12 protein-coding genes are annotated in these 15,382 nt (G+C 34.9%); 7 read left to right on the top strand and 5 right to left on the bottom strand.

The features are described 5' to 3' along the window. Positions 1 to 336: 336 nt before the first annotated feature. The 5 genes from EK417_RS13735 to EK417_RS13720 all read left to right on the top strand — a co-directional run bounded on the left by EK417_RS13735 (position 337) and on the right by EK417_RS13720 (position 2,267). Positions 337 to 501 (top strand): hypothetical protein, encoded by a 165-nt coding sequence (locus tag EK417_RS13735; RefSeq protein ID WP_228457938.1) that lies wholly within the window; start codon positions 337 to 339, stop codon positions 499 to 501. Positions 502 to 512: 11 nt separating this feature from the next. Then, on the top strand, positions 513 to 869 hold the full coding sequence (locus tag EK417_RS13730; protein ID WP_076596530.1) for a DUF7674 family protein: 357 nt from the start codon (positions 513 to 515) through the stop codon (positions 867 to 869). 82 nt (positions 870 to 951) lie between these two features. Further along, the gene (locus EK417_RS21570) at positions 952 to 1,083 is read left to right on the top strand and encodes a hypothetical protein (RefSeq protein ID WP_262484568.1); all 132 of its coding nucleotides are present in this window, start codon (positions 952 to 954) and stop codon (positions 1,081 to 1,083) included. 51 nt (positions 1,084 to 1,134) lie between these two features. After that, entirely contained in the window at positions 1,135 to 1,530 is a 396-nt protein-coding gene (locus EK417_RS13725; protein ID WP_076596531.1) for a DUF7674 family protein, read from the top strand. Between the two features lie 134 nt (positions 1,531 to 1,664). Continuing rightward, complete coding sequence (locus EK417_RS13720) at positions 1,665 to 2,267, top strand: hypothetical protein (RefSeq protein WP_136522477.1); 603 nt, start codon at positions 1,665 to 1,667, stop codon at positions 2,265 to 2,267. 74 nt (positions 2,268 to 2,341) lie between these two features. Here EK417_RS13720 and EK417_RS13715 read toward each other — a convergent pair whose 3' ends face one another. Both EK417_RS13715 and ppk1 read right to left on the bottom strand, forming a co-directional pair. Beyond that, positions 2,342 to 3,226, bottom strand: coding sequence for a Ppx/GppA phosphatase family protein (locus tag EK417_RS13715; protein ID WP_110367171.1), 885 nt, complete (start codon positions 3,224 to 3,226; stop codon positions 2,342 to 2,344). Continuing rightward, a complete protein-coding gene (ppk1, locus tag EK417_RS13710; RefSeq protein WP_136522476.1) occupies positions 3,223 to 5,295 on the bottom strand; it encodes a polyphosphate kinase 1 in 2,073 nt (690 codons plus the stop codon). The genes EK417_RS13715 and ppk1 overlap by 4 nt, the downstream gene beginning before the upstream one ends. 462 nt (positions 5,296 to 5,757) lie before the next feature. On the opposite strand from ppk1, the gene dnaK reads away from it, so the two are divergent. Both dnaK and EK417_RS13700 read left to right on the top strand, forming a co-directional pair. Next, a complete protein-coding gene (gene dnaK / locus EK417_RS13705) occupies positions 5,758 to 7,656 on the top strand; it encodes a molecular chaperone DnaK (RefSeq protein WP_110367173.1) in 1,899 nt (632 codons plus the stop codon). Between the two features lie 475 nt (positions 7,657 to 8,131). Further along, a complete protein-coding gene (locus EK417_RS13700; RefSeq protein ID WP_168801994.1) occupies positions 8,132 to 9,418 on the top strand; it encodes a helix-turn-helix transcriptional regulator in 1,287 nt (428 codons plus the stop codon). A gap of 375 nt (positions 9,419 to 9,793) precedes the next feature. On the opposite strand, the gene EK417_RS13695 is transcribed toward EK417_RS13700, so the two are convergent. The 3 genes from EK417_RS13695 to EK417_RS21120 all read right to left on the bottom strand — a co-directional run. After that, a complete protein-coding gene (locus EK417_RS13695; protein ID WP_136522474.1) occupies positions 9,794 to 11,383 on the bottom strand; it encodes a phage tail-like protein in 1,590 nt (529 codons plus the stop codon). A 1,064-nt stretch (positions 11,384 to 12,447) separates the two neighbouring features. After that, positions 12,448 to 13,977, bottom strand: a complete 1,530-nt coding sequence (locus tag EK417_RS13690; protein ID WP_136522473.1) for a hypothetical protein — start codon at positions 13,975 to 13,977, stop codon at positions 12,448 to 12,450. Between the two features lie 602 nt (positions 13,978 to 14,579). Next, positions 14,580 to 15,382: phage tail-like protein (locus EK417_RS21120; RefSeq protein ID WP_498365954.1), on the bottom strand; the 803-nt coding region annotated here is incomplete at its 5' end.

Below are 15,382 nucleotides of genomic sequence, written 5' to 3'. Positions count from 1 at the left end.
ATTATTGTTACCACCCTCTGCCATTCTGAATGAAATGAAATGTAGTGAAGAATTTCATAAAATTGAATTTCAATAAGATTCTTTCTTCGTCAGAATGACAAAAAACCAAATTATTTGATCTTTGAGGGAAAGGAATTCTCCGTCGTTCATTTGTGATGGCAGATAGCATAAGTTTCTGTCTTTCATTTCCAAATTGATAAGACCCTTATCATTTTGACATGCTTTTTTGTTTTAAAAACTCAGCAACAAAATCATAATGATTTAAATATCAATAATTTAAACAAGATATATTTCTAACGGAATACCATTGGCATCATGATTTGAAAACATAGAAAAATGGACTTAAAAACTTTAAACAGAATCGACAAGCTCAGAAGATTAAAAAGCAGAGGCCCGGCAACTCCAAAATGGCTGAAACCTTATCATATGCTCTTTTTCGCTTTTTTAACCATTTTTATTTTTGGTGCCTTCATCAAAATACTCGAATACTATCACCATTAACATATAATACGATGAACTATTTACAAGCCGTAAAGGAAATCACCGATGTGGTTCCCGACTTTGAAAGGGAAATAAAAGAAATTAAAATTCAAAACTCATACAGCATCATACGGACTTTCACGGAACGTATTAAAAATATGATCCGCCAGAATGACAGAAATCTGCTGTTCAGAAGTTTACAGAAAATGGACAAAATATACACGGACGGAGATACGATATTAAAAAATGCTATTGAGACCACTTTTATCTATTCTCTGGACAATTGTACCGCTTTCTGCAGTGAAGAATACAGAAAAGTGATTTTTAGTCATATTTCTGACAACCTTCAGAAGGTGTATTCAAGACAAATTTACAGCCACGGCATATAAAGGTTTTGTTACATTGTTCATCCGTTTCATTACAAAGCGTTTAAATTAAACAAAAACCAAAATAACTCACAATCAATAGATTATGAAAAACAAAATAAGACGAATTTCAGATTGGAAAACCTGGAAAACCACTACTAACAGGCACAATACAGAGATATTGCTTACTCACATCGCCGTGATCGTAGGAGTATTTATTTTTGCAGCCTGTCTTTAAATTTTGGTATACATTTAGCTGCAATATAAAGTGTTTGAAAAATTCTTAATTATGATGAAAGTACAAATGCAAACTATTAATCAAAAAATAGCTGTTGAATACTTAAAATTTTTCTATCCGCCACTTCGCCATGAGATCACCCAGTTGTCTGTACAGGACAATTTCGCCGGAATCATGCAGGCTACCGTGAATTATCTGAAGCACCTGCTGCAGGAATCAAAGATCAATATCATTGCCCATCACATCAAACTGATGGACTGGATCTACAGAAACGGGAATTCTTATGTAAGAACCATGATTGAAAACCTGTTTGTAAGATCTTTCGAAAGCTTCAAAAAACATGCAAAAATTCAACATTGGAAACTTCTTTACCAATATATGCCTGTCAGCTTCCAGATCATTTATAATGAACAGCAGAAGCAGGATCAGATGTATTTTGGAAAATAAATTAAGCTAAAGGGCGAAAAGGTAAGTGTTTATTTACCTTTTCACCTTTTTATTTTTTACTTTTGCTAAATTATAATTTTCACTCTATTCCGTTTCACTAGTAGGCGTGAAACCTCTTTTTATAAAAATATACCATGAAATACTCTTTTTATGCCCTGATGATGGCATTGTCATTGATATCGTGCGAAAACAACGATAATATAATTGATGATCCGAGACCTGTTGATAAAGAAGTTTACTCATTTCAATTTAAAAGCTATACTGTAAAAAATACAGTGCTGTACAAAGGATCAAACGGAGAAAAATCTACACCGGACGAATCTTATCTCAACAATTACTGGAGTATGTACCAGGAACCTGCCTGGGAAAAAATAACCCTTGATCTTAAAAACAAAACGATAAAATTATTATCAGAAACCTCAACTACAGATTTCACCTATAGTTTTACCATCGTAAATGACTCCGTATTAATCAAAGAAAATAACAATAATAAACCATCTTATATTGGTGATTTCAATAAAAACACCTCCTTGTTCACTTTAAAAAGAACATACAGATACGTTAAAAAAGTACCCCGAAATGACCATGACGCACTATTCATTACTAAAAGCGCTCATTTTGGGACAACTCAATACGAAAATATTTTTGGAAATATTTTTACCACTCCTTCTGAAATGATCAAAACAGGAGATCAGGTTTTATGGACCAATATTGAATATTCTTATAAAGAATTATAATCAATACATTAATTTATATAATAAAAAAATCCCTTCAATAAATTTTAGGCTGGCTTTAATAGTATTGCTTATGATTATGTTTTATGCTGCAGCTGACTGTAAATATTATGAATCAGTCCGTCTGCTACAGAGATTTTAGGAACAAAAATTCTGTTAATATCAGACCATGACATCACATTGTTGAAAATTCCCAGTGCGTGCACCAGTACGTCTGCACGGTCTTCTCTAAGATTGTAGTTGGTCATTCTTTCTTCTACGGAAAGTTCATTGAATTCTTTGTAAACCTTTTTCAGGTGAGACAAAGACATAGGTTTTCCGTCTTTGGTTTTACTCATAGAGAATACTTTGTTGATGTTTCCTCCTGATCCGATGGCAACAATTGGTTTTTTACTGACAATATTTTTCTTGATTTCATCCTTCATTTCTTTCCAGTTGTCCATTGTAACAAGATTGTTGAGAAGGCGGATCGTTCCGATATTGAAAGATTTTTCATAGACCATTTTACCATTTTCATAGAAGGTAAGCTCTGTAGAACCTCCACCAACGTCAATATATAGATAGGCAAATTCTTTATCAAGACCTTCTGCAACGTGATTTTCGTAGATCAAAGTGGCTTCTTCATCACCAGAAATAATTTCGATATTGATTCCCGAGGTATCTTTTACCAGATTGATAATTTCATTACCATTGGCAGCATCACGCATAGCACTGGTAGCACAGGCTCTGTAGTGTTCTACTTTATATATTTTCATCAGGTCACTGAAGATTTTCATGGAATCAATGACCATTTTTTCTCTTTCCGGACCTATCTTTCCTATGGTGAAAACATCCATTCCCAGTCTCAGGGGAATTCTGAGAAGGTTTAGCTTGATGAACTCAGGCTTTCTGTTATTGATCTTTACTTCATTGATAAGAAGGCGGGCTGCATTACTCCCTATGTCTATCGCTGCTATCTTCATTTTTTGCTTGTTTTAGCTTTTAAATATTTATAGGTTTCTATTTGTGATCGGCATTCGTGTTTATCATTTCTTACGTATTCATTGCTCAGTTTTTTGTCTAAAATCCTTGCTTTTACGTTATCCTTAAGCTGTATGTCCAGAATCTCTTTTAATTCCTTCTTAAGGTTTTTGTCAGTAATTTTAGCGGCTGCTTCAATTCTGTAATCAAGGTTTCTTGTCATCCAGTCTGCTGAAGAAATGTACATATCTTCGGACCCTTTATTGTAAAAATACATTACTCTGGCATGTTCCAGGTATTCGTCTACAATACTGATGGCTTTTATTTTTTCTTTGAATTCCTTTTGGTTTACGGCACAATAGATACCTCTTACAATCATTCTGGTTACCACCCCGGCCTTAGCAGCTTCATATATTTTTTCAATCAGAGCACGGTCACTCATTGAATTTACTTTAACGATGATTTCTGCTCTTCGGCCTGCTTTGGCTTCTTCAATTTCTTTATCAATATGGTGAACAATCTTTTCACGCATAAACTGAGGGCAAACTAATAAATTTTTACAAGTTTTCAAAATAGGAATAAAGTCATCTTTCGGTTTTTTCAATACATTGAAGACTTTATTGATATCCGCCATGATGCCGCGGTCAGCAGTCAGCAGCAGATGATCACCATATATTCTGGCTGTTTTTTCGTTGAAATTCCCGGTACTTACAAAACCGTACTGTATGGTTTTATTGTGTGCTCTCTTTTTGATGACACAAAGTTTAGCGTGTACTTTTTTATTAGGAATGCCAACAAGAACGGTAATCCCTTCAGGTTCCAGCATATCTTTCCATTTCAGATTGGATTCTTCATCAAATCTTGCCTGAAGTTCCAGCATTACCGTTACTTCTTTACCATTTCTGGCAGCGTAGATCAGAGCATTAATGATTTTTGAGCTGCTTGCCAGACGATACGCTGTAATTTGTATTGATTTTACATCCGGATCCATCGCCGCTTCACGAAGAAGATCAATCACCGGATTGTACTTGTGGTAAGGGAAAGTAAGAAGTACATCTTCTTTTAAAATAACATCTGTCACTCTTTCTCCATGTTCAAAAGCCTGATGGGTAAAAGAAGTTCTTTCCACAGGTCTTTCATACTTTTCAAAAACATCGGGGAAATCCATGAAATGTTTGAAATTGTGAATTTTTCCTCCGGGAATGATACTGTCTTTTTTAGTCAGGTTCAGTTTTCTGATAAGGAGCTCCAAAAGGGCTTTATCCATATCTTTATCAAAAACAAAACGGGTAGGTTTCCCTTTTCTTCTGTTTTTAAGTCCTTTTTCTATTTTTTCTGCGAAGTTGGTTCTGATATCATTATCCAGATCCAGCTCGGCATCTTTTGTTACTTTAAATGCATTGGCCGCAAATTCATCATATCCGAAATAAGAGAATATATGGGGCAGATTGAAAGTAATCACATCTTCCAACAGCATTACATTTCTTTCTTCAGGATCTTCCGTTGGCAGCAATACGAATCTTCCTACAAAACGGGAAGGAATTTCAATAATTGCATAATTACTGGAATACTGCCAGTCTTTTTTTCTCATGGCTACTCCCAGATAAAGACTTTTGTCTCTCAGATAGGGCATAGGCGTATTTTCGTGAAGAAGAATCGGAATCACATTGGCTTCTACTACTTCATCGAAATATTCTCTGACAAATTCTTTTTGTTTTGCAGTCAGATTTTTGGAATTTTTAATGGAAACTTTATGATCAGCCATTTCGGTCTGGATCTTTTTCCATGTTTTATCGAAATTCAGCTGTTGTCTCATTACAACTTCATTGATTCGCTGAAGGATTTTGCTGGGCGGCTGATAGAACGATTCAGCAATTACTTTTTCCTTGAAATCCATGGCACGCTTTAATCCGGCAACACGCACTCTGAAAAATTCATCTAAATTGTTGGAGAAAATTCCAAGGAAACGTATTCTTAAATGTAAGGGAACTTTTTCATCCATGGCTTCCTGCAAAACTCTTTCATTAAAGGCAAGCCATGTAATATCTCGGGGATTAAAGTGTATTGACATTCTAAATGTGTATGTTTTATCAAAAATAATAATTCGCAAAGATTCTTCCTCTATTTCTTAGGTTAAACTTTGATTAATTTTTGAAGATTGGTGAATTAACCGATGAGATTGATGGTAATCACATTGATAATCTGTGTGTTTTTGTACGATTGATATTGATAAGATCTTCTTTTTATGGAGAAAATGATAGAATATATCTGATGAGCCATAACAGTTTATGGTTTTTATATAGAAAACTATAAGAAAAAATCTCAAAATAACAGTTAAAAGCACTATAAGTCCTATTGGTGGCATTCTGATAAATTTTTGCAGGAAAAAATTTCCATATTGAATCATACGAAACCCCATTTTATCAGGGTTTTTATTTTTATTGTGTCATTTTGTCATAATTTTTCAAATGGTACAGATATTGAGAAATTGAGAGTGTAAATAAAATTAAAAATAGAAAAAATATAAAATATTATGAGTAAAATAATTGGAATTGACTTAGGAACAACCAACTCTTGTGTTGCTGTAATGGAGGGTAAAGACCCTGTTGTAATTCCTAACGCAGAAGGTAAAAGAACTACTCCTTCTATCGTAGCTTTTACGGAAGACGGAGAAAGAAAAGTAGGTGATCCTGCAAAAAGACAGGCTGTAACGAATCCAACAAAAACGGTTTACTCTATCAAAAGATTTATCGGAACACACTTTAAAGATGATGCTTCTGAAATCACAAGAGTACCTTATAAAGTAGTTGCCGGGCCAAACGATACTGTAAAAGTAAAAATCGACGATAGAGAATATACTCCACAGGAAATTTCTGCAATGACTCTTCAGAAAATGAAGAAAACTGCTGAAGATTATCTTGGACAGGAAGTAACAAGAGCAGTAATTACTGTTCCTGCCTACTTCAACGATGCACAGAGACAGGCTACGAAAGAAGCGGGTGAAATTGCAGGTCTTAAAGTGGAAAGAATTATCAACGAGCCTACAGCAGCAGCATTAGCGTACGGTCTTGATAAAAACCATAAAGATCAGAAAATTGCAGTATATGACCTTGGAGGTGGTACTTTCGATATCTCAATCCTTGATTTAGGAGACGGTGTATTCGAAGTATTATCTACAAACGGTGATACACACTTAGGAGGTGATGACTTTGATGATGTGATCATCAACTGGATGGCTGATGAATTCAAAGCTGAAGAAGGGGTAGATTTAAAAGCTGATGCCATTGCTCTTCAAAGATTAAAAGAAGCAGCTGAAAAAGCAAAAATTGAGTTATCTTCTTCTCCTCAGACTGAGATCAACCTACCTTATATCACCGCTACAGCTACAGGTCCTAAACACTTAGTGAAGACTTTAACAAAAGCTAAATTCGAGCAATTATCTGCAGATCTTGTAAGAAGATCTATGGAGCCTGTTGCTAAAGCATTAAAAGATGCTGGTTTATCCACTTCTGATATCGACGAAGTAATTCTGGTAGGTGGTTCTACAAGAATCCCGATTATCCAGGAAGAAGTAGAAAAATTCTTCGGTAAAAAACCATCTAAAGGTGTTAACCCGGATGAGGTTGTAGCAATTGGTGCAGCAATCCAGGGAGGTGTATTAACAGGTGACGTAAAAGACGTGTTACTACTTGACGTTACTCCGCTTTCTTTAGGTATTGAAACTATGGGTTCCGTATTCACAAAATTAATTGAAGCGAACACTACGATCCCAACTAAAAAATCTGAAGTATTCTCTACAGCTTCTGACAACCAGCCGGCTGTAAGCATCAGAGTAGGACAAGGGGAAAGACCAATGTTCAACGATAATAAGGAAATCGGTAGATTCGATCTTCAGGATATTCCACCGGCTCCAAGAGGAGTTCCTCAAATTGAAGTAACTTTCGATATTGATGCTAACGGTATCCTAAGTGTATCTGCTAAAGATAAAGGAACTGGCAAGGAGCAGTCTATTAAAATCCAGGCTTCTTCAGGTCTTTCTGACGAAGAAATCGAAAGAATGAAGAAAGAAGCTCAGGAAAACTCTGCTGCAGATGCTAAGAGAAAAGAAGAAGTTGAAATATTCAACAAAGCTGACGGATTGATCTTCCAGACTGAAAAACAATTGAAAGAATTCGGTGAAAAGCTTTCTGCTGACAAAAAAGCAGCTATTGAAGCAGCTCATACAGAATTAAAAACAGCTTTCGAAGCTAAAAATGCTGATGATGTAAAAGCTAAAACTGAAGCATTAGACGCAGCATGGATGGCAGCTTCTGAAGAATTATATGCAGCTGGTCAACAGCCAGGTGCTGATGCAGGTGCAGGCGCTCAGAACCCTGGTGGAAACGCTGGAGCTGAAGATGTACAGGATGCAGACTTCGAAGAAGTAAAATAATTATTGATTACCAATAATAAAAAAATAATAAAAACCGCTTTAAACATTCGTTTAAAGCGGTTTTTTATACACAGACTTTTCATTTTTTGTTACAAATTCTACTCCTTATCCGGTTCACAGATTTCTCAACTTCAATGAATCTAATAAAATAATATTCAGAATAAGATTGAAAATACGTAAATTTAAATCAATATGGTTGATAAAAATATTCTTATACACTAAATTTGTTTCATATTTAATTGATTTGGTGGTTTTTTATAAAAAATTTTTATTTTAGCATTCAATGAAATACTTTAAATATATATTTCAACATTTAACTGTTGTTGGGTTCTTTTTCTCATCTGTTTTGTTATTTTCTCAAAATCTAAAATATAGAGAGTATGATTCGATTCTCTTGAATAAACCTAAAGAAATGGGCAAAAATAATATCCCGAGAGAAAAAATTATTCTTTGGAATAAGGAGATGTTAGAAAAAATGAAAAAAGAAAATTATGCGAGAGGAATAATTTGGGCTCATATTAATATTGCAAATCAAAGCTGGAATTTAGGAAATGCAGAAGAAAGTATAAAAAATCTAAATATAGCAGAGAGCATATTACATAAAAACGAAAGTGAGATTGATTTTTTTACAATTGCTAAGCTCTATCAGGAATATTCGCAGGCTTATTATATCATGAAACTGTACGATACAGGTCTGAGGTATAATTCGAAAGCAGGGTATTATGGAAATAAAATTGAGGATAAAGATAGAAAGGAAAAATTTTTATCTTATGTTTATACTTTACGGGCAAACCATCTTTATGAGAAAAAAGATCTGGATTCAGCGCTCTATTATTTAAAGCAATCATCTTTATTATATGAAAGCTTAAGCACAACCTCTCAAATTGCGAATCATTATATCGAATATCAACCCAATCAAAATTCAGCTAAAATTTATCTGGATCAGGGAATGCATATAATAAGTACAAAGAAACATGAACCCAACAGCTATCAGATATCTGTATTTTATTACTACTATGCACAATATTTTTTTAAGGAAAAAAACTATGAAAAGGCAATTGTATATTTAAATCAGGCTCTTCAGTACAATAAAAAATTAAAAACTGTTGATCATACTAAAAATATATATAAGCTTTTAATATCATGCTATAAAAATGCCGGAAATTTAGAAAAGGAAAAAGAATATCTGGAGTATTATATAAAATTAAAAGACAGTTTGGAAAACTCGCATACAAAAGGAGTAGAGCTGTCTATAAAAACAATAGAAAGAGAAAAAACAGAAGAAAATAAATCTTTCAAAAAAACGATATTCATTTATAGCACCCTTGTAGTTTCTTTGATTTTAGTATTACTGGTTTATTTATATTATCAGAATAATAAAAAAAAGAAGGTGATATTAGAAAGTAAAGAAATAATTTCCAGAAAAGAAGATGAAACTAAAGTATTGGAGAGAAGAATTTCAGGAGTGCATGAAGATTTAATTCAATTGGCTAAAAATAATGATATTAGTTTTTTGGAAAAGTTTCATGAAGTTTATCCGAATGTTTCTCAAAAACTTTTGGTAATCAATCCTGATTTAACTAAAGATAATCTTGCATTCTGTGCTTTAATCTGGTTAGGATTTTCTTCTAAAGACATTGCTGAGTTTACTTTTATGCAGCACAGATCCGTACAAATAAAAAAGAGCAGATTGAGAAAAAAACTCAACCTCGGATCAGATGTAGACCTATATCAATTCCTTAAGTCTCTTGTAGATAATTAATGAAATGATATCTGTTTTAAATCATACTGTATTTACTTTTTACCCTTTTGAAGGGGGATATGATATTAGCTTATCCCCAAAAAATAAAACCCAATGACTTCTTATATAAACTTATTGCCTATCCTTTTAGTCATAATAGCTTCGACAGGCTCATCCTGACAAAGCTTAAAAATTTCGGCTGGTATTTGAGCTGTCATCCTGAACTTATTAAAGAGCTATCAATAAGAAAACCTTTGTTAATCAATAATCTCAGGTATTAATTAAAGGGATTAGTCAATAAAGCTGAATACTATATTGACTGAATCTATAAAATAAAAATAACCCCTGAAGTACGCTTCAGGGGTTATTTTTAAATGTAATTATTGATCTTTTATATTAATTGTCTTTAGCAAAAACTGTAGCAGTCATTGTAGCTTTACCCCAGTTAAAGTTAGCTCCTGAGGCTGACCACATATTAAACCTAACTGGAAAATTTGTACCTTCAACATATCCGTTTAAAGTATAGGTTGCTGTTTGAGAGAAAGCATTGGGATTGGTATAGGTTTCGGTAAATTTTCCAGAGAGAGAAACCATTTCAGAACCACTTGATCCTTCGGGAATTGTAAATTTTCTTGATCCTTCTGGCGCTTCTGACCCATTTCTTAGAAATCGTATTCCATAGTAACCACGTTGATTACCTGTACCCGCAACTGAAGTACCCATTGGAACATTATAATCTATCACAACTTTAACTGTGCTATTGGCTGGAATTGTAACAGAAACAGATAAGCCAAGATCTAAATTATCTATAATATTACCTGTGCCTACTGAAGCCTGATCTACCGGGACTGTTGCAGTATCTGTAAAAACATCTAAAAGTTGATAATCAGTTGTTTGAGGAGCTAGTTTACTCCATTTTGGAGCTGCACTTGTTCCTGTATTATAATAGATTCCCGTTCCATAGGGTGCCGTTGCAGCATTGTAATTATAAACCAAAAGTCCGTTCGCTGGGGTAGCAACAGTAGTGGCATCTGTTATTGATGTTAAAAATACTCTGGGTAACATAAATCCTTTGTTACTCGCATTGAGTTGCAGCAAAGCAGAAACATCAGGAGTAGCAGTGTTTACCCCTATATTTCCGGAGCCGGTTACAACAATTCTTTGCGTATTATTGGTAAGAATATTTACAGGATCTGCTGTGGCTGCGCCTATGTCCATCCCTGTGCTATTACCGGATGTTATCATCACTGCTTTTCCATTATCATCCGCATACATCGATAAAGTATTACCTCCTCCGGTGGCTAAAACCGATCCTCTTGAAGAACCTACTGATCTCACAATACCTTCAGTACCAGCTGTTCCAATGGAAAAGCTATTAGATCCATTGGTGAAAGAAAGCGAATTCCCTGCGGTAGTGACGGTCCTGTTTCCCGCAAGAGTACCGTTTGCGGAATAAATATTAGTCGAAGCGGCTCCAGCGGAGCCTCCATCTGTAGATCTCCAGAATGAATTACTGAATACAAACTCCAATGCTTTACCATTTGGGACGGTTACTCCATCCAGCGTTGCCCCAAATCCACCAGTAGTATTGTTATAGACAATAAGTCGCTGACCAGGGTTAGGAGCAGCAAATGCTGAAATGGCCACATTGGCTGTAGCAGCTCCGGTAAGCCGTACCAAACTCACATTAACAGGAATAGAAACCGCATTACCAGCAACGGCTAAAGTGGTTTCACGGTTGGTAATAGCTCCGTTTACATCCAATGTGGTACCGGGAGTGGTAAGACCCAGTCCCAGATTTCCATCAGAAGTCGTCACCAGATCATCCTTAGCCTGAGCGGCAGTAGGCACTCCGGTTGTCGGGTTATTTTTTAACCCATCAATGTTAAATATCCCCTGAGGATTGGTTGTATTAATTCCCACCTGTGATTTTGCCACAAATGAAAAAGTGGTAAGCAATCCTGCTAGTAATAAATTTTTTTTCATAATGTATGGTATTTGAATTTAAATTAGACTAAGATTTTCTTTTATAAAAGCTCTATATTAACTTCGAGCATCCTTATGTTTTATATTTAATATTGACTAATAGGGTAATAGTTTTAATTTGTAGTATTGAATGTTTTAATTAAAAATGAGTATTTGGTGTAATTGATTTCATTGTTACATATCCATATGAATGAAATCTCTTAAGCTTTAGAAAAATTACTGAGGTCAGAAGTAATATTGAAAAAGGCTGAAAATATTATATGAACCTGAGTAAATGAATTTGTTATTATTTTCCTGTTTTAAATTTTATAAGGCAAAACTAAGGTTTATTGCAGATTGTATTATATTTTTCACATACAGCAAAAATGCATCATGTGTGCATTATATATACATCTTATATACATCAACTTGTGTTATTTTTATATTTTTTTTATTTTTTTTATCCTTTTTATGTGAAATAATTAATCTATTGTAACTTTTTTCTCTTTATATTTAAATCTTAAAAAGCGGTATTGTTAGAATTCATACTCAATTTCTTTTTTTTAGATAATAAAAAATTCTCTTCAATAAGTATTTTGAAGAGAATTTTTTGTTTGGATATTCCGGTAGACTTATTTATTTTATTCTTTACTACTATGGAATTGATGAAGCTTTTGCAGCTTCGGTACTGCTGCCTCCAAGATTATAATTAGTAATACTCAAGCCTAGTAATTTATTAATATAATCAGTGTTAAAGGGAAGAAGTATTGATAGTATGAAACAACAAATAAGTAAAATTAAAAATACTTTGTCTGGTATTATACCTTAAGATAATAATAGCTTATTCTTTTTTTAAAAATTGAAATACAGCGTATCCTTATTGTCTATAATCAAAGTATTTATAACGGACAGAATGCTCTTTCTTTAATGAGGAAATGAAGATGCTATACCAGTTATAAACAGGCAGAACAGCAATTTGAGTTGCTTTCCGGCCTGTTTTTTTTTACAAGATGTTTTTCTGAGAATTGTAAGATTTGAATTCGTTCTCAAATGTTCTCACCATCTGTGAATCTGTTTTGTAATTTTTACCTTAACCGTTTCACAGAAACCTGTGTAACAGGCCCTGAACCTGTAGATCCTGAACTAAAAGCCTTCAAACTTATATCCTGTGTATTCGCTGCTCTGAATGAGTAAGTAGTTGACGCGAACATTGGAATAGAAGTAATCAAGGTATAAGTCTGCAGTTGATTTGGCGTTGCATTATAATCATTAACTCTGGCAACCCAACTATTGGTTCCATTGTCCCATATGCCAATTACCGGGCTTGATCCCCCGGTAGAATTTACTGACAATTGTACATTCATTGTAATCAGATAGACCCCGTCATTTGATACTTTAAAAGAATTGGAAGTAGCTGTACCGGTATATAGATTCTCGTTGTCTATAATTTCATTGGTCAAACTTCCTATAGCTGTAGCAACACCATTACCAACTATCGAATAATCAACCGTCATTTGTACAGATATTTCCTGAGCTACTATAAACTGGCCGTTTACAGCGATTATAGTTCCTGTGGCGTTTGGAACACCGGCCAGAGTCTGCCATGAAGGGGCAACTCCAGGACCATTGGATTTAAGAACCTGGCCTGCAGTACCAGGATTTCCCGCAGTGGAGGCTGTGCCTCCTACATTTAATTCGTTGGTAATCTGAACAGTACCATTTATATGAAGTTTCTCCTGTGGAGTCGATGTTCCTACACCCACATTTCCCCCGGAATCAACGGTCATTCTTTGGGTGTTATTGGTAAAAACATTAACAGGAATTGCTGTGCTGGATCCCATATCCAAACTGGTACTATTTCCATAAGCACTGACTATTGCTTTTCCATTATCATTTGCATACACCGATAAATTTGCCGCACCTCCATTAGCAAGAAATGATCCCCTTGAAGAACCTTTTGCTGTTACAATGCCTTCAGTCCCAGTCGTTCCAATAGTCACATTATTGGTTCCATTTGTAAAAGCCAGTGAATTTCCTACGGTACTAACCACTCTGTTTCCCCCAAGAGTACCGTCTGCGGTATAGATATTAGTAGGAGAAGCTCCAACTGAGCCACCATCTGTAGGCCTCCAGAATGAATTACTGAAAACAAACTCCAGGGCTTTGCCATTAGGAATGGTAACGCCATCCAGCGTAGCCCCAAATCCACCTGTAGTAGCATTATAGACAATAAGCCGCTGACCGGGATTAGGGGCAGCAAATGCTGAAATGGCCACATTGGCTGTAGCAACTCCGGTAAGCCGTACCAAACTCACATTAGCAGGAACAGAAACCGCATTACCTGCAACAGCTAAAGCGGTTTCACGTGTGGTAATGGCTCCATTTACATCCAATGTGGTACCAGCAGTGGTAAGACCCAGTCCCATGTTACCATTAGACATCATTACCAGATCATCCTTAGCCTGAGCGGCAGTAGGTACTCCTGTTGCTGGATTATTTTTTAGCCCATCAACATTGAATACTCCCTGAGGATTAGGTGTATTAATCCCCACTTGTGACTTTGCCACAAGCGAAAAGGTGGTAAGAAAGCCTGCTAGTAATAAATTTTTTTTCATAATGTATGGTATTTGAATTTAAATCAAACTAAGATCTTCTTTTATATATCAAAGGCTCTGTAATAACTGCAGAGCATCCTTATGTTTTTTATTTGATATTGAGAATAGGCTAATAGTTTTAATTTGTAGTATTTGATATTTGTAAAATGAATTTTTTGTGTAATTGATTTCATTGTACATAATCATATGATTGAAATTTCTTAAGCTTAAGAAAATAACTAAGGCCAGAAATTATATTGAAAAAGGCTGAACATATTATCTGAAACTGAATATATATGAATTTGTTATTATTTTCCTGATTTAGATTTATTAAAGCAAAACTAACGCTATTCCAGATTGTAGTATATTTTACGCATACAGCAATCATACATCATGCGCATGTTGCATATACATCATATATACATTATTCCAGTGTTTTTTTATCCTTTTTATGTGAAATAATTAATCTGTTATACCTTTCTATTTAAATCTTAAAAAATTGTGTTGTTAGAATTCATATTTAATTTTTTTTGATAATAATAAATCCTCTTCAAAATACTTATTGAAGAGGATTTATTGTTTGGGATATATTCCGGTAGACTGATTTATCTTATTCTTTACTACTATGGAACAGGTGAAGCTGTCGCTGCTCCGGTACTGCTGCCTCCAAGATTATAACCATCATCACTCAAAGTAGTCATTTGTTCGTTGGAAATGATCAGCAATCTGATTCCCCATACAAATGTACTTCCTGATGAAGTAGTTGCATTAGGAACATCAGCATATATTCTCCAGGTTCCGTTCTGCGAAAAGGTATAGATGTCCGGCACCTGAAAATCAAAACTGGTGGAACCATTACCTTTAAAGCCGGCACTGGTGGAGCTATGATTATTGGTATCAAATCCAACAACAATAGCCGTATATTTATTTGTAGGTATTTTTGTATCAAAATTAGATACAAAATCTCCATTTGGGTTTGTAAAGGAGTAGTATTTAAAGTACATTTTTGAAACAGGTCCTATTTTTCCCCAGTCAGGAGCTGAACTTGTTCCTCCGTTATAATAAATTCCTTCTCCCTGAGGTGACATGGCTGTATTATTGTTATAAACCAGAAGCCCTTTTGCTGGTGCGGGAACAGTGCTGGCATCCGATGTTGAGGACAGAGATACTCTAGGTAATAAAAGACCTTTATTGCTGGAGCTTATGTCCAGTAAAGCAGAGCTGTCCGGTATGCCTGTCCCTACTCCTACATTCCCGGAAGGAGTAATTACCACTTTTGTACTATTATTTGCTATCAGATTCAGATTATTTGAAGTAGTGGTCCCCAAGTAACCCGATCCTCCACCAATATAGGTTTTCAGATTGATCGTTCCATTGGTGTGATTCAAACCGAAGCTATTATCAGGGGTACTGATAGTAAGTTTGG

The organism is Chryseobacterium candidae (assembly GCF_004916905.1).
GTDB classification, from domain to species: Bacteria; Bacteroidota; Bacteroidia; order Flavobacteriales; family Weeksellaceae; genus Chryseobacterium; species Chryseobacterium candidae.
The sequence above is the reverse complement of the archived record's forward strand: the minus strand, read 5'-3'. Positions and strand labels throughout refer to the sequence as shown.